Annotated in this window: 15 protein-coding genes, 1 tRNA gene and 2 rRNA genes (1 of these 18 only partly in view); 11 read left to right on the forward strand and 7 right to left on the reverse strand. The window is 40.6% G+C overall.

Going from position 1 to position 15917, the window contains the following annotated elements; translation table 11 throughout:
- Nucleotides 1-16: 16 nt before the first annotated feature.
- The 4 genes from ACN6MT_RS10505 (at nt 17) to ACN6MT_RS10520 (ending at nt 4280) form a co-directional block, all read left to right on the forward strand.
- Nucleotides 17-1030, forward strand: coding sequence for a 3-oxoacyl-ACP synthase (locus ACN6MT_RS10505; protein WP_063254108.1), 1014 nt, complete (start codon nt 17-19; stop codon nt 1028-1030).
- Nucleotides 1030-1932 (forward strand): alpha/beta fold hydrolase, encoded by a 903-nt coding sequence (locus ACN6MT_RS10510; protein WP_419955827.1) that lies wholly within the window; start codon nt 1030-1032, stop codon nt 1930-1932. Before ACN6MT_RS10505 ends, ACN6MT_RS10510 begins: the two co-directional genes overlap by 1 nt.
- The gene (gene fabG, locus ACN6MT_RS10515) at nt 1929-2669 is read left to right on the forward strand and encodes a 3-oxoacyl-ACP reductase FabG (RefSeq protein ID WP_419955828.1); all 741 of its coding nucleotides are present in this window, start codon (nt 1929-1931) and stop codon (nt 2667-2669) included. Before ACN6MT_RS10510 ends, fabG begins: the two co-directional genes overlap by 4 nt.
- A 111-nt stretch (nt 2670-2780) precedes the next feature.
- The gene (locus ACN6MT_RS10520; RefSeq protein ID WP_419955829.1) at nt 2781-4280 is read left to right on the forward strand and encodes an acyl-CoA synthetase; all 1500 of its coding nucleotides are present in this window, start codon (nt 2781-2783) and stop codon (nt 4278-4280) included.
- A 247-nt stretch (nt 4281-4527) separates the two neighbouring features.
- Here ACN6MT_RS10520 and ACN6MT_RS10525 read toward each other — a convergent pair whose 3' ends face one another.
- Nucleotides 4528-4827: a spore coat protein gene (locus ACN6MT_RS10525; protein WP_419955830.1), complete on the reverse strand. Its 300-nt coding sequence runs from the start codon at nt 4825-4827 to the stop codon at nt 4528-4530.
- Entirely contained in the window at nt 4824-5030 is a 207-nt protein-coding gene (locus ACN6MT_RS10530) for a hypothetical protein (protein ID WP_419955831.1), read from the reverse strand. The genes ACN6MT_RS10525 and ACN6MT_RS10530 overlap by 4 nt, the downstream gene beginning before the upstream one ends.
- Before the next feature lie 127 nt (nt 5031-5157).
- Between ACN6MT_RS10530 and ACN6MT_RS10535 the strand changes: the two genes are divergently transcribed.
- The 3 genes from ACN6MT_RS10535 to ACN6MT_RS10545 are packed head-to-tail and all read left to right on the forward strand — an operon-like array spanning nt 5158 to nt 6893.
- Complete coding sequence (locus ACN6MT_RS10535) at nt 5158-5367, forward strand: spore coat protein (RefSeq protein ID WP_419955832.1); 210 nt, start codon at nt 5158-5160, stop codon at nt 5365-5367.
- Between the two features lie 14 nt (nt 5368-5381).
- On the forward strand, nt 5382-5741 hold the full coding sequence (locus tag ACN6MT_RS10540) for a spore coat protein (RefSeq protein WP_419955833.1): 360 nt from the start codon (nt 5382-5384) through the stop codon (nt 5739-5741).
- 15 nt (nt 5742-5756) lie between these two features.
- Entirely contained in the window at nt 5757-6893 is a 1137-nt protein-coding gene (locus ACN6MT_RS10545) for a zinc-dependent alcohol dehydrogenase (protein WP_419955834.1), read from the forward strand.
- 48 nt (nt 6894-6941) lie between these two features.
- On the opposite strand, the gene ACN6MT_RS10550 is transcribed toward ACN6MT_RS10545, so the two are convergent.
- Nucleotides 6942-7835: a selenium metabolism-associated LysR family transcriptional regulator gene (locus ACN6MT_RS10550; RefSeq protein WP_419955835.1), complete on the reverse strand. Its 894-nt coding sequence runs from the start codon at nt 7833-7835 to the stop codon at nt 6942-6944.
- A gap of 125 nt (nt 7836-7960) precedes the next feature.
- Here ACN6MT_RS10550 and ACN6MT_RS10555 point away from each other — a divergent pair, with 125 nt between their 5' ends.
- Together ACN6MT_RS10555 and ACN6MT_RS10560 are read left to right on the forward strand one after the other, a co-directional pair.
- Nucleotides 7961-8200, forward strand: a complete 240-nt coding sequence (locus ACN6MT_RS10555) for a sulfurtransferase TusA family protein (RefSeq protein WP_063254115.1) — start codon at nt 7961-7963, stop codon at nt 8198-8200.
- A 310-nt stretch (nt 8201-8510) separates the two neighbouring features.
- A complete protein-coding gene (locus tag ACN6MT_RS10560; RefSeq protein WP_419955836.1) occupies nt 8511-9860 on the forward strand; it encodes a DEAD/DEAH box helicase in 1350 nt (449 codons plus the stop codon).
- A gap of 38 nt (nt 9861-9898) precedes the next feature.
- On the opposite strand, the gene ACN6MT_RS10565 is transcribed toward ACN6MT_RS10560, so the two are convergent.
- The 4 genes from ACN6MT_RS10565 to ACN6MT_RS10580 all read right to left on the reverse strand — a co-directional run bounded on the left by ACN6MT_RS10565 (nt 9899) and on the right by ACN6MT_RS10580 (nt 12902).
- A complete protein-coding gene (locus ACN6MT_RS10565) occupies nt 9899-11431 on the reverse strand; it encodes a solute symporter family protein (protein WP_063254117.1) in 1533 nt (510 codons plus the stop codon).
- Nucleotides 11428-11757: a DUF485 domain-containing protein gene (locus ACN6MT_RS10570; RefSeq protein ID WP_419955837.1), complete on the reverse strand. Its 330-nt coding sequence runs from the start codon at nt 11755-11757 to the stop codon at nt 11428-11430. The genes ACN6MT_RS10565 and ACN6MT_RS10570 overlap by 4 nt, the downstream gene beginning before the upstream one ends.
- Nucleotides 11758-12062: 305 nt before the next feature.
- Nucleotides 12063-12135, reverse strand: a tRNA-Ala gene (locus tag ACN6MT_RS10575).
- Between the two features lie 71 nt (nt 12136-12206).
- On the reverse strand, nt 12207-12902 hold the full coding sequence (locus tag ACN6MT_RS10580; protein WP_034676492.1) for an MgtC/SapB family protein: 696 nt from the start codon (nt 12900-12902) through the stop codon (nt 12207-12209).
- Between the two features lie 587 nt (nt 12903-13489).
- Between ACN6MT_RS10580 and ACN6MT_RS10585 the strand changes: the two genes are divergently transcribed.
- Nucleotides 13490-15088, forward strand: a 16S ribosomal RNA gene (locus tag ACN6MT_RS10585).
- 298 nt (nt 15089-15386) lie between these two features.
- Nucleotides 15387-15917: ribosomal RNA gene (locus ACN6MT_RS10590) — 23S ribosomal RNA — on the forward strand (it continues 2406 nt past the right edge of the window).
- The 16S and 23S rRNA genes sit together here, the layout of an rRNA operon.

Raw genomic sequence — 15917 nt, forward strand, 5'->3', positions numbered from 1 at the left:
TGAGGAGGTGAGGGTTATGAGGATTGGTATTGTTAGTACAGGTCTTTACCTTCCAGATGAATTTATGACAGGTAAAGAGATAGCGGAAATAGCAGGTATCCCCACACATGTTGTCGAAGAAAAGATGGGGATAAAGAAGAAACATGTACCAGGACCTGCTGATCATACTTGTGAAATGGGGATAATTGCTGCTAAGCAGGCGATTGAAAGAGCAAGTATAGACCCGTTGGAAATTGATGTTGTCATTTATATTGGCGAGGAGCATAAGGAATATCCGCTTTGGACAGCTGGAATCAAACTTCAGGAAGCAATCGGAGCCTTAAATGCATGGGCATTTGATGTGGCCTTACGATGTGGAACGACCGTTATGGCGCTTAAAGTGGCAAAAAGCTTGATGATGGCAGATTCAACCATTAACACCGTCTTGCTGGCAGGAGGATACCGAAATGTGGATTTCATCGACTACCAGAACCCACGTACTCGTTTTATGTATAACCTAAGTGCAGGCGGCGGGGCGATTCTGTTGAAAAAAGACCATAACGAGAACATCTTGTTAGAAACGGAACTTGTAACGGACGGTTCCTTTTCAGAAGATGTAGTGGTCGTTTCTGGCGGTACAAAACATCCCATCACAAAAGAAGCTATCGAGCAGCGCTTAAATATGCTGGATGTCCTTGACCCAGAGGGAATGAAACGGCGTTTAGAACAAAAATCAATGGATAATTTTATTAAAGTAATCAAGGAGTCCGTCAGTAAGAGTGGTTATAAAGACGAAGATATTTCATATATTGCCATGCTTCACATGAAAAAGTCTGCACATGAATATGTATTAAAAGAATTAGGATTATCCCCGGAGCAATCGATTTATCTTGAGGACTACGGACATATCGGTCAAATTGATCAGATTTTATCATTAGAGCTTGCACTAAAAGAGGGGAAGGTAAAAGAAGGGGACCTAGTCGTTTTCGTTAGTGCAGGGATTGGATATGCATGGGGAGCCACTGCAATAAAATGGGGGAAGGTGAGATAATGGCGAATGTAGGAATAAACGAGGTACAGTTAACAAATGGGGAAACGATTGCCTATCGTGAGCGGGAAGGCGGAGAAAAAAAGGTTTTACTCATTCACGGTAATATGACTTCTTCTAAACATTGGGACCTTATTCTGGATAATATGCCTGAAGAATATAAGTTATATGCCTTGGATTTACGCGGGTTTGGTTTATCAAGCTACAATAAACCTATCACATCCATTAAAGATTTTTCAGATGATGTTAAGCTCTTCGTGGATGAGATTGACTTAAAGGATTTCGCGATTGTTGGCTGGTCCACTGGCGGTGCTGTCGCCATGCAATTTGCTGCTGATTACCAAGGATATTGCAATAAGCTGATATTGCTAGCCTCAGAATCTACCAGGGGCTATCCATTTGACGGAAAACTTAGTGAGAATGATGTACCTCGAAGATTTTCATCCTATGAGGATATTAAACGCGATTTAATTAGAACCTTACCTGTTCAGGCAGCCTATGACACAAATAACGTTGAATTATTGAAACTGATATGGAACGCTGTCATCTATACAAAAAATCAGCCGTCTCCAGACCTTTATGATGAGTATGTTCAGGATATGAGAACCCAGCGAAATTTAGCGGAAGTACACCATTCTAACAATACCTTTAATATTAGTCACCATCATAATGGACTTGTTGAAGGAAACGGACTTGTGGATAACATAAATGTACCTGTGCTGGTGTTAAGAGGAGAACGTGATTTCGTGGTTACTGCTGAGATGACGAAAGAATTGGTAGAGGATTTAGGACCAAAAGCAAAATTCGTTGAGTTAAAAGATTGTGGTCATTCACCACTTATTGACAACTTACCGCAATTATTAAAAGAGGTTACTAAATTCCTAAATACTGAGGTGTTCAAATGAGATTAAAAGATAAAGTGGCCATCATAACTGGAGCAGCTAACGGTATTGGATACACTGCAGCGGAGACTTTTGCTAAAGAAGGCGCAAAGGTTGCCATGGCAGACTTTAATGTGGAACAAGGAGAAAAAAGGGCACAGGAATTAAGAAAAAAGGGATATGAAGTGACTTTTTTTCAGGTAAATGTTGCAGAGCGTTCAAATGTGGATGAAATGGTTGAAAAAGTCAGAGAAACATACGGCAACATCAGTATCCTTATCAATAATGCGGGGATCACAAAAGATGCCATGCTTTCTAAATTAAGTGCCGAGGATTTCAAAGCAGTTGTGGATGTTAATCTTACAGGGGTATTTCACTGTACACAGGCTGTTTTACCATCAATGCTTGAAAATGGAAAAGGGAAGATCATTAATACATCTTCCGTTTCAGGTGTGTATGGCAATATCGGTCAAACGAATTATGCAGCGACTAAAGCTGGTGTTGTTGGTATGACGAAAACATGGGCCAAAGAGCTGGGGCGTAAAGGAATAAATGTGAATGCGGTGGCACCTGGTTTTATTGAAACGGGAATGACTGCAAAAGTTCCGGAAAAAATATTAGACCAAATGAAACAAATGGTGCCTTTAGCACGACTGGGAAAGCCAGAAGATATCGCAAACGCCTACCTTTTTCTAGCATCAGATGAATCAAACTATGTAAACGGAACAGTCCTTCATGTAGACGGCGGAATCATGATGTAACCAAAAAACGACCTTTTCATGGGTCGTTTTTGTTTTTATTATTCATGTAACTTTGATGTAACTACTTTTCAGTAAGATGTTTTCATCTAGTTGTGAAGGAGAGATTGTGGTGTGAGGTGGGAACTCGATTGGCTGGAAAGTAGAGCAAGACTATCCCCAAATAAACATGCAGTAATTCTAGAAAATAACAATATCAAATGGACTTATAAACAATTAAATAATCGTTCATCCGCAGTGGCTGGCTGGTTAAAAGGCCAAGGGGTGAAAAAAGGTGATCGAATAGCACTATTGTCGCCAAATGACATTTGTTATTTTGATTTGCTCTTCGCCTGTGGGAAAATTGGTGCCATTTTTGTCCCGTTAAATTGGCGTCTGTCAGTCCATGAATTACATGAAATCTTGTTGGATTGTACACCTGTATTGCTTGGTGTTCACCAAAAGTTCGATGAAATGTTTATCTCGTTGGAAACTGCTATACCTCAATCTTTTTATGTTGGGGGTGCAAATTACGATGAGATCGTGAATTCAGTAAATTTCCAACCATTTACCGAAAGTATATCCGAACATGAACCATTGGCAATGATCTATACAGGAGGAACGACTGGAAAACCAAAAGGAGTGGTATTAAGTCACCAATCCATTCAATGGAATGCGATTAATACCATTCTCAGTTGGAACTTGACCGAAGAGGACGTCACCATCAACTATATGCCGATGTTTCATACAGGCGGGCTAAATGCCCTATCTTTGCCAATCTTAATGAATGGTGGAACAGTGGTAATAGGTGATCAATACACAGGACAAAAGGTGGTCCACTCAATCAAACGATACAACTGCACGATTATACTCCTTGTGCCAACCATGTACCATCTACTTATTCAAACAGAGGAGTTCCAGAAGAGTGATTTTCCGTCTATGAAAATCTTCTTGTCAGGTGCGGCACCTTGTCCATTACAAGTATACGAGGCCTTTCAAAAAAAAGGATTGGCTTTTAAAGAAGGGTATGGTCTAACGGAAGCGGGTCCTAATAATTTCTTTATAGATCATGAAGAAGCGCAAATGAAACGCGGTTCAGTAGGAAAGCCTATGTTATTTAATGCAATAAAACTTGTAAAAGAAAATGGTCAGGAAGCAAAAGTAAACGAAGTCGGGGAACTTTTAATAAAAGGAAAACATTCTTTTTCACATTATTGGAATAACGAACTCGCAACCTTGGAAACGAAAAAAGAGGGCTGGGTTCGTACCGGAGACTTAGCAAAGAAGGATGAGGATGGATTCCATTATATTGTTGGCAGAAAAAAAGATATGATCATTACAGGAGGCGAAAATGTTTACCCTCTAGAGATTGAACACTGGGTAGCTGCACACCCTGGCGTTGATGAAGTGGCAGTAATAGGACTGCCCGATGAAAAATGGGGGGAACTTGTTACGGCTTTTATCGTACCTAAACATTCTCATCATATTTCCGAAGACGACCTGGTCAATTATTGTGAAAAAAAATTAGGAAGATACAAAATCCCAAAGAGGTTCATCCAACTAAAAGAACTTCCGAAAACGCATGTCGGAAAGATCGATAAAATGAAACTAAAAGAATTCAACAATCAAATATAAAAGGAGAACCCCCGTGGTTCTCCTTAGGCTGTCGAGAAAGATATTTCTCGACATTTTTATATTTCCAGCACCACTGCATTTACCCAAATCTTTTTTCATGCCAGGATTGGGTCACTCCAGCACCACTGCATTGACCTAAATCTTTTTTCATGCCAGGATTGGGTCACTCCAGCACCTCTAAACGGAAAATAATGGGTGTCTAGCTTTCCCGACAGCATGAGGAGAACCCCTGTGGTTCTCCTTTTCATCATTTCTGGGCGAGTTTTAGAGCAGTTTCGCTAACATTCAAATCAACTTGAAGTTGTTCGCTCAAGTTATGTGGATGATAGAAGCCTCTTGCTATCATAAAATTAGTGATTTTTTCGTGGGTGGCAATTGCGGTATTTAATTGTTCCCTCAGTGCAGACTTTAATTCTGGTGTTCCCGCCTCCGTAATGGCTACCGCATAATTCCGTACCCCTGCTTTAGCAGAAATGAGGAAATCTGTTGCAATGACCTGATCGGTCATACCACCCATTCCCATTAAATTTTGAATGAGTTGATTCAATCTCTATCACTCCTATCTGTTAAAAACTTTTGGAGCTGCTGTATATGCTTGGTCCCATTTGCAGCATCTTCAGAAAGTATTGCTTTCAATTCTGGGTCCTGGGCCAAGACACTCATGGTGGTAGCTTTTGTTAAACAAAGATTTTTAAAGGTTAGTAATTCATGAAGGTCTAGTGTCTCATGAAGACCAAGATGTTTTGTCATTTTTTTACCTCCAAAACGTACAGACTTAATCCTTTTTATATTTTCTAAGACTAATGTTGATTATTCATTTTGCATAAAAAGAAAAGAAAAGTGGGGAAAATACAACTATTACTTGGAGGTGAGTGTGATGGTTCATGAAACCTTAGCCTTACATGAAACGATGGAAACTCATGAAATCCTTAATTTTAAAACCGTTTGTTTACTTCGTTCAAAATTAATGCAGGGAATCTGTTTCGATAATGAGTTAAAAGCACTGATGGAAAAGGATGTACAGCAATCCATTAAAGATATTAATGAAATCGTAAGTTTTTACAAGAAAAGCCAATTGCTACAATAAGTGAGGTGGAAAGTATGGAAGATTATTTAGATCCAAGAAACGCTGAAGGTATGCCAAGTTTGGCTGATTCTGCCTTCGCGATGGATTTTTTATTAACTATAAAAAATGGTATTCGCAATTATGGTTTTGCTATTACAGAGACGGCAAATCCAGAACTTAGAAGAATATTTCATAAGCAAATGGAAGCAGCCATCGATTTGCATACAGAAATTGCTGATTTAATGATAAAGAAGGGCTGGCTGCACCCGCATAACTTTAAAGAACAGTATCCCGTTGATATGAAGGCTGCTGAGACAGCAGTCCAGATTGCACAACTAAACCTTTACCCTAACGATACTGATCGTCAAGGCATGTTTGCGACACCAAACCAATAAAAGGAGGGGAATGAGATGAAGGCAGTTACATATCAAGGAATAAAGAATGTAGAGGTTAGAGAAGTAAAAGATCCGAGTATTAAAAATTCAGATGATATTATTGTTAAGGTTACTTCCTCAGCCATTTGCGGATCTGATTTACATTTGATTCATGCAATGATTCCGAATTTGCCAACAGACTATGTAATCGGACATGAGCCTATGGGGATTGTCGAGGAGGTGGGACCTGAGGTAACGAAATTAAAAAAAGGGGATCGAGTCATCATCCCGTTTAACGTAAGCTGCGGTCATTGCTGGTATTGTACCCACGACCTAACCAGTCAATGTGACAATGGCAATCCTCATGGTCAAGGAAGCGGCTTTTTCGGCTATTCGGAAACAACTGGCGGTTATGCTGGCGGGCAGGCGGAGTATATGAGGGTTCCTTTTGGAAATTTCACGCCATTTAAAATACCGGAAAATTGTGAAGTAGAAGACGAGAAACTTGTCCTGCTTGCTGACGCGGCGCCGACTGCCTATTGGAGTGTTGACCATGCCGGGGTAAAGCCTGACGACACCGTAATCGTATTAGGGTGCGGCCCAGTAGGATTGCTTGCACAAAAGTTTGCCTGGTTAAAAGGTGCGAAAAGAGTCATTGCTGTTGATTATATTAATTATCGTCTGCAGCATGCAAAACGCACAAACAAAGTGGAAATTGTTAATTTCGAGGACCATGAAAATGTGGGTGATTATCTACTGGAAATAACTCAGGGCGGAGCAGACATAGTTATTGATGCTGTCGGAATGGATGGGAAAATGACCCCAATGGAATTTTTAGCAACCGGAATGAAACTTCATGGCGGTGCAATGGGAGCTATTGTGATTGCCAGCCAAGCAGTTCGAAAAGGTGGAACGATACAACTAACAGGTGTTTACGGAGGAAGATATAATGCATTTCCACTAGGTGACCTCTTTCAACGTAACATTGATCTCAAAACAGGACAGGCTCCAGTTATTCCTTATATGTCATATCTCTATGATATGATTAACCAACGAAAGATTGATATTAGCGACATCATTACCCATGTATTACCGCTAGAGCAGGCAAAACATGGATATGAAGTGTTTGATACAAAGACGGAAGATTGTATAAAAGTAATTCTTAAACCATAAATAAAAAAGAGGCTGGGTTATTTCCAGCCTTTTCTGTCTGTTTTTTACCTAAACTGGTTTAATAAGCTCATTTGCACTCTCAATAAACAATTTTGATATCATCGATTGTGTTTTTTGAAGGTTATAAACTAAATAGAAATATCGTTCCTCATCAAATTCATGAATATGATGAATCATTAATAAATTCCGATCATAGTATTCTTTTGCTGCCATTTCTGAAATAATTGCAATACCGATATTTTGGAGTACAAACTGAATCAGACTTTGTCCATTTTCTGTATACGCAACAATATTCATTCGATCCTTTGATATTTTATTTTTCTTCAGAAATTTTTCAATTAGTGAGTTGGTTCCCGAGTCAGAGTTTCTCATGATAAATGGGTGATTTAGAAGGTCTTGAATAAACACAGGACCAACAATGTTTGATTGCTTTGATGTGATAAGCACTAAGTTTTCCTTCAGTAAAGGAATATAGCATAGCTTATCATTTTCGTATTTTTCACCTAGTATCCCGAAATCAACAGAGCCATTTAAGACCTTATCAGCTACGTTTTTTGATGAAGCTTGATTTATATGAAATGTTGCATTTGGATATTGTTCTCTAAATTGCTTTACCATTTTTGGAATCATAAATTGCCCAGGAACGGAGCTAGCGCCAATTCGAATCATTCCTCTAAGCTCTGTTGCTCCCTCCTTTAGGTCCACCATCGCCTGATCTTTCAGTAATAATAGTTTTAAAGCCCATTGATACAAGCGTTCGCCGGATGGTGTAAGAATGATTTCTCTCCCAACCCGATCAAATAGACTAACATTCAACGTTCTTTCTAATGCTTGAATATGTGAACTAACAGTGGATTGACTTAAAAATATATCTTCAGCAGCTTTTGAGAAGCTTTTATGCTCAACTACTTTCGCAAATACAAACAATTGGTGTAAATCCATGGGAAAATCCCCCTTTTACCATTTGAAATATCGATTTAAAGTCATTGATAGAATAGATAAATTGAATTTATCTCATCATATCATTTTTTTATAATGAAGGTAATACTATGACAGGAGCTGAATGGATGTCACTCCAATTTGTACCGGACCTTATCTATGACGCAGGTAAAACAGGATATGAAGAACTCGTAAGTAAACTTTCCTCCACAATGAAGAATTTGAACAAGGGACATATACTCGAAATTATATCCACTGAACCAGGTTTAAAAGAAAAACTTCCTTCCTGGTGCAAAATAGAAACACATCTATTACTTGATCGAAAAGACTTCGGTGAAAGCAGTTATTACTATATTGAAAAACGCTAAAAGACCTTTCTTATGAGAAGGTCTTTTTCTATTGGCTGTGTTAATGCGATACTATTGGTTTTAGAACCTGTTGATTGGAGCGGAAGGCGCTCGACTCCTGCGGGATGTACGAGCTGAGTGAGACCCCGCAGGTCGGGACCGACCGAGGAGGCTCATGGCGAGCCCGCGGAAAGCGTAGCGCCTGGAGCGCAAATCAACAGCCTAATATAACACAGCCTTATTTTTTAAAAAAGAATAATTGCTATTTCATTGTTAAACACTCAATATTAATAAGACACAATTATGTTAGAGAGAGAAAGTAGGGATTTTTTTGCCTGATTTTAAAACACTCGGTATTTCTGAGCGAATTGTAAATAAATTAAGAAGCTATGGTGTCGCCCAACCTACACCAATCCAAGAAAAATCAATACCAATTGTAATGGATGGAAAGGATGTCATTGCCCAAGCACAAACAGGGACAGGAAAGACATATGCTTTCATACTGCCAATTCTAGAAAAAATAAATCCGCAGGCTTCACATGTACAAGCTCTAGTTGTTACACCGACTAGAGAATTAGCTTTGCAAATTACAGATGAATTTCAAAAGTTAACGGATGATATTCCAGGAGTCGATGTACTTGCTGTTTATGGAGGACAAGATGTTGATAAACAGTTAAGAAAGTTAAAGAAAAATGTTCAGATTGTGGTTGGCACTCCAGGACGGCTCTTAGACCACATTGGCAGAGGGACCGTTCAATTATCAGATGTTTCTTTTCTAGTTCTTGATGAAGCAGACCAAATGCTTCACATTGGTTTTTTGAATGAAGTGGTCGATATTATCAGTGAAACACCTAATAATCGGCAAACCATGCTTTTTTCTGCTACTATGCCAGAAGAAATAAGAACTTTAGCTAATAAGCACATGCGTAACCCACAATATATCCAAGTTGAAAAAACTCAAGGTCCTGCTGAAAATGTTAAGTTGATTGCCATTCATACCATTGATAGGGCTAAGCAGGCAACACTAATAAGTTTGGTTGAAACACATCGACCTTATTTAGCGGTTATTTTCTGTAGAACAAAGAGAAGAGTTTCAAAGCTATATGAAGTTTTAAGATCCCATAAGTTTTTGTGTGATGAGCTGCACGGTGATCTATCACAAGCTAAACGAGAGCAAGTGATGAAACGATTCAGGGATGGGGAAATTCAATTACTGATCGCTACTGATGTCGCAGCAAGGGGGCTGGATGTTGAAGGGGTAACACACGTATTTAACTATGACATCCCGCAGGATTCCGAAAGCTTTGTCCATCGAATTGGAAGAACCGGAAGAGCAGGTACAAAGGGAGTGGCAATTACTTTATACTCATCAGATGATCGACCTACCTTAGATTTGATCGAAAAAGAACTAAATATTACGATTCAGAAACAAAACATCGGTAACACTGGAATAAAAGATAACCAAGAACCATCCAAGCCAACAACTTCTCATGGAAATAAAGGTAAAAAACATAGAGCTGCCAGTTCTACTAGGAGGGATAGTAAGCCCAAAGCTTCGTCTAGGAATAGCGGAAATTCCAAAGATACAAAGAGCAGGCAAACTACATCCAATCTGGCAAGTGGCAAAAGGGATAAGAACAGAACCACCACTGGATCAGCGAGGAATAAACGAAGTAAATAAAAACAAGGGACTGGATGTATATTCAGTCCCTTGTTTGATTATTGTCCAATCCCTAGATTTGATTTAACTAAAACTTCATCGTATTTCTTCAAGTCAGCTTTTTGGCTGGAGAGTTTCGTTCCTAGGTATCCTGCAAGAAACCCTAATGGTATAGATACAATACCTGGTGTTGTATAAGGGAAAAGCGGGTTCCCTACGAAAATGGCCTTTCCAACTTCAGGACTGAAAACATTAGGGCTGATGATGACAAGTCCAATTGCTGAAATAAGTCCAACCGACATGGCCCAAATGGCTCCTGTAGTATTAAAACGTTTCCAGTAAATAGTATAAATTATAACCGGTAAATTTGCGCTTGCAGCTACAGCGAATGCCAGTGACACTAGGAAGGCAACATTAAGTGTTTGAGCACCTAAAGCTAGAATAATGGAAAGCACAGACACACCAATTGCGGCCCAACGTGCCATACTAACCTGTTGTTTTTCTGTAGCTTTTCCTTTTTTAAGAATTTCGTTGTAGAAATCATGCGCAAAAGCCGATGCTGCTGTTAGAACAAGACCAGCTACGACGGCAAGGATTGTAGCAAATGCCACTGCCGAAATAAACGCAAACAGCATATTCCCGCCAAGTGCCTGTGCCAAAAGCGGAGCTGCCATATTTCCAGCTGCATTTGCAGCCACGATATCAGTTGTTCCAACGAATGCAGCAGCACCAAAGCCAAGAAAAATGGTCATCACGTAAAATATCCCAATGATCCAAGTTGCATATACAACTGAACTTCGAGCGGTTTTTGCATCTTTAACCGTAAAGAAACGTACAAGAATATGAGGAAGTCCAGCGGTCCCTAAAACTAGTCCCATATTTAATGAAAGGGTGTCTATACCATCCTTGTATTTTACCCCTGGATTTAAGAACGCTTCTTTTAACGGAGTCGCTGTTTTCATTTGATCAAACATATCCGTTATACTAAAGTTAAATTTAGCAAAAACAACAATCGAAATTAAGAAGGTACCTCCCATCAAAAGGACAGCTTTAATAATTTGAACCCAGCTTGTTGCATGCATACCTCCAAAAATTACGTAAACCGTCATTAATACCCCAACAATTAAAACAGATGTAGTATATTCCAAACCTAATAATAACTTAATAAGTGCACCAGCTCCAACAAGCTGAGCAATCATATAAAAGATAGAAATGGTTATGGTGTTCATGGCAGCAAAGCCACGAACCTTTTTGGCATCAAAGCGCGCTGCGATCATATCAGCGAATGTATATTTTCCTAGATTACGCAGAGGTTCTGCCACCAAATATAAAACAACTAAATATGCCACTAAAAACCCAATACTATAAAAGAATCCATCAAATCCTGTTAAGGCCACGGCGCCGGCAATACCTAGAAAAGAGGCAGCAGACATATAATCACCTGCAATGGCCAATCCATTTTGCCAGCCAGTAAGACCACCACCTGCAGTGTAAAACTCACTTGCGTTTTTTGTACGTTTCGAAGCGTAATATGTAATTACTAGAGTTAGGAATACAATACCAAGAAACATTGTAAAAGCTGCAGTATTCATTCGTTTGTTCCTCCTTCACTTATGACCTTTTCTGCTAAATCGTCAAATTTCGCTGCTTTTTTGGAGTAAAGCATACACAATCCCCATGTCATAACGAATTGGAGAAAGGCAAAAGCCCATGCCCATGAAATACTGCCTATAAATTTGTTATTTAATATAGTTGAATAGGAAGTTAAAATCGGTAAAGCGAAATAGAAACAAAAGAAGAAGATCGTGATAGGAATGATAAATTTTTTCTTTTCGAAGAGTAATTTTTGGAAAGAAGATGATTGGACGATAGAACTGTAATCGCTTTCAGAATTTCTTGTAAGTTTTCGTGCCTCCATTGGAAGCTCCCCCTCTCATTTTAAAAAATTTCAAAGAAACTAGGAAAAAGGATAAAGCTGATTGTGCGTGAATAGGATTCCTGATCTCCCCTCCTTGATAATTAATTTTTCTAAATATTCATTTTTTTGTTACGTAAATTATTATAGGAGCAGAGTAATGAATCAAGCAATAGGAAAAATTTCATTTTTTTGGAAAAAACCCTTGTGAATATATGGATAGTAAATCCTATTAGGGGATAACACCAAGCGTGGACGAATAGGATGATAAAAAGGAAAAAACCTTTGCAGCGCAAAGGTTTTTTAGATGGAGACTATCGGGATCGAACCGACGACCTCTTGCATGCCATGCAAGCGCTCTCCCAGCTGAGCTAAGCCCCCGTATATGATACAAGAAAAATTATATCTTTCTCATACCATTCTTGCAAGAGTATTTTTCAATTTTTTCATTATTAACCCATACTTTCTATTTCCACCTTTTGAACTCCGTCTAGATTGGAAACAGAATCATAGACTTCCGTGGTTTTTTCACGGTAATCTACTGCAACTAAAATTTGAACTAGATGGTCACCATTGTCTAAATCCTTGATACGAATCCGCCGAATAATATATTTTCTCTCCATTAAAAATGAAATGGCATTTTCAATTTGGATTTTATCTCTGATAAATAATTGAAGACTTATTTCTTTTTCACGTAATTGTTTTGGACCAATAAATTTCATAACGTAAGGGACTAATTCGACACTTATGATGAGTAAGGCAACACCGACAAAGGCTTCAATAAAGAAACCAGCGCCAACAGCAATTCCTATTCCGGCTGCACCCCATATCATCGCAGCTGTTGTTAATCCTGAAATACTATCATTTCCCCTTCTAAGGATTACACCTGCACCTAGAAAGCCAATCCCGGAAACGATTTGTGCAGCTAAACGGAGAGGATCCATTGTAATTCTTACATGGTCAGAATCAGGAAACATATAAGCTGACTCAATTGAGACAATAGTTAGCAGGCAACTCACGACAGAAATGACAAGACTTGTTTTAAGTCCTACTGGTTTTCGCTTTAATTCACGTTCTAGTCCAATAATCAGTCCCAAAACAGCTGAGATACCGAGCTTTACTAAAATATCGTAATCAATATTCTCCATTGGCTTCACGTCCATTACTAATAGGTTTAAAATCAAAAGGTAAACAGTCATTACTATTATACGACATCCCCGCTATGTTAAAAAAAGAAAAACTTCCTATTACAAAAATAACAGTGGATAAAATAGTGTTACAGACTCCCGTATAGTTAACTTTGGGCCTTCTCTAATTACATATACATGAAACGCTGATTTTATGAGTCGATCTCCAAGTTGACTTATATTTAGTATTTAGATATTCTTTTCCTCTCTAAATCAGCTAAAGTGAATTGTTGTTTATTTCAGCTGAAAAACATTGAAAGAAAAAAACTTTATAAATTATATTGCAAACATTTTTGTAACATGATATATTAAATCTCGTCCTCACCGAGAGGGTCACACAACAAAAAAAGTTTTTTAAAAAGTTGTTGACATCGAATTGAGGAATATGTTAAATTAAAGAGGTCGCTTTTGAGCCGCTTAAACAGGACGAGCTCATTAATGATTTTAAAAATTGCTCTTTGAAAACTAAACAAACAAGAACGTCAACAAACGATTTTTTAGCTTTTTATAAAAGCTAAGCCAACGTAACAAAATGAGCTATATCAACTTTCTTGGAGAGTTTGATCCTGGCTCAGGACGAACGCTGGCGGCGTGCCTAATACATGCAAGTCGAGCGAATCTCGAGGTGCTTGCACCTCTTGGTTAGCGGCGGACGGGTGAGTAACACGTGGGCAACCTGCCTGTAAGACTGGGATAACTTCGGGAAACCGGAGCTAATACCGGATAATCCTTTTCCTCTCATGAGGGAAAGTTGAAAGTCGGTTTACGCTGACACTTACAGATGGGCCCGCGGCGCATTAGCTAGTTGGTGAGGTAACGGCTCACCAAGGCGACGATGCGTAGCCGACCTGAGAGGGTGATCGGCCACACTGGGACTGAGACACGGCCCAGACTCCTACGGGAGGCAGCAGTAGGGAATCTTCCGCAATGGACGAAAGTCTGACGGAGCAACGCCGCGTGAGCGATGAAGGCCTTCGGGTCGTAAAGCTCTGTTGTTAGGGAAGAACAAGTACCGGAGTAACTGCCGGTACCTTGACGGTACCTAACCAGAAAGCCACGGCTAACTACGTGCCAGCAGCCGCGGTAATACGTAGGTGGCAAGCGTTGTCCGGAATTATTGGGCGTAAAGCGCGCGCAGGCGGTCCTTTAAGTCTGATGTGAAAGCCCACGGCTCAACCGTGGAGGGTCATTGGAAACTGGGGGACTTGAGTACAGAAGAGGAAAGCGGAATTCCACGTGTAGCGGTGAAATGCGTAGAGATGTGGAGGAACACCAGTGGCGAAGGCGGCTTTCTGGTCTGTAACTGACGCTGAGGCGCGAAAGCGTGGGGAGCAAACAGGATTAGATACCCTGGTAGTCCACGCCGTAAACGATGAGTGCTAAGTGTTAGAGGGTTTCCGCCCTTTAGTGCTGCAGCTAACGCATTAAGCACTCCGCCTGGGGAGTACGGCCGCAAGGCTGAAACTCAAAGGAATTGACGGGGGCCCGCACAAGCGGTGGAGCATGTGGTTTAATTCGAAGCAACGCGAAGAACCTTACCAGGTCTTGACATCCTCTGACACTCCTAGAGATAGGACGTTCCCCTTCGGGGGACAGAGTGACAGGTGGTGCATGGTTGTCGTCAGCTCGTGTCGTGAGATGTTGGGTTAAGTCCCGCAACGAGCGCAACCCTTGATCTTAGTTGCCAGCATTCAGTTGGGCACTCTAAGGTGACTGCCGGTGACAAACCGGAGGAAGGTGGGGATGACGTCAAATCATCATGCCCCTTATGACCTGGGCTACACACGTGCTACAATGGATGGTACAAAGGGCTGCAAGACCGCGAGGTTTAGCCAATCCCATAAAACCATTCTCAGTTCGGATTGCAGGCTGCAACTCGCCTGCATGAAGCCGGAATCGCTAGTAATCGCGGATCAGCATGCCGCGGTGAATACGTTCCCGGGCCTTGTACACACCGCCCGTCACACCACGAGAGTTTGTAACACCCGAAGTCGGTGGGGTAACCTGGGGCAAAACTTAACCTCTTATCAGAATTATAGGAAGTTAAGTTTTGCCCTAGGAGCCAGCCGCCTAAGGTGGGACAGATGATTGGGGTGAAGTCGTAACAAGGTAGCCGTATCGGAAGGTGCGGCTGGATCACCTCCTTTCTAAGGATAATGCAGTCCTTGTAGACTGATAAAAACGTTGATGGTTACTTGTTTGTTTAGTTTTGAGAGAGTAATCTCTCTTATAATAATTGCTCCTGCGCCGCAGTAGCTCGAGGAAGTAATCCCTCAGCTCGTCGCAAGGCAGCATGATGTAAAGCTCTGATGTTTAATCACGAAGTGATTGAAACCAGAAGCCTTGTTCCTTGAAAACTAGATAATCGTAAGAAGAAGTCAAAGTAAAACCGAGAATCGCCACATTAGTTTTTCTCTCTTATGAAAGTAAGAGTATAACCATTTAGGTTAAGTTAGAAAGGGCGCACGGTGGATGCCTTGGCACTAGGAGCCGATGAAGGACGGGACTAACACCGATATGCTTCGGGGAGCTGTAAGTAAGCTTTGATCCGGAGATTTCCGAATGGGGGAACCCACTGCTCGTAATGGAGTAGTATCTTTACCTGAATACATAGGGTATTGAAGGCAGACCCGGGGAACTGAAACATCTAAGTACCCGGAGGAAGAGAAAGCAAACGCGATTCCCTGAGTAGCGGCGAGCGAAACGGGACATAGCCCAAACCAAGAGGCTTGCCTCTTGGGGTTGTAGGACACTCAACATGGAGTTACAAAGGAACGGGGTAGATGAAGCGATCTGGAAAGGTCCGTCATAGAAGGTAAAAACCCTGTAGTTGAAACTTCGTTCCCTCCTGAGTGGATCCTGAGTACGGCCGGACACGTGAAATCCGGTCGGAAGCTGGGAGGACCATCTCCCAAGGCTAAATACTCCCTAGTGACCGATAGTGAACCAGTACCGTGAGGGAAAGGTGAAAAGCAC

The organism is Neobacillus niacini (assembly GCF_048572935.1).
Taxonomy (GTDB): domain Bacteria; phylum Bacillota; class Bacilli; order Bacillales; family Cytobacillaceae; genus Neobacillus; species Neobacillus niacini.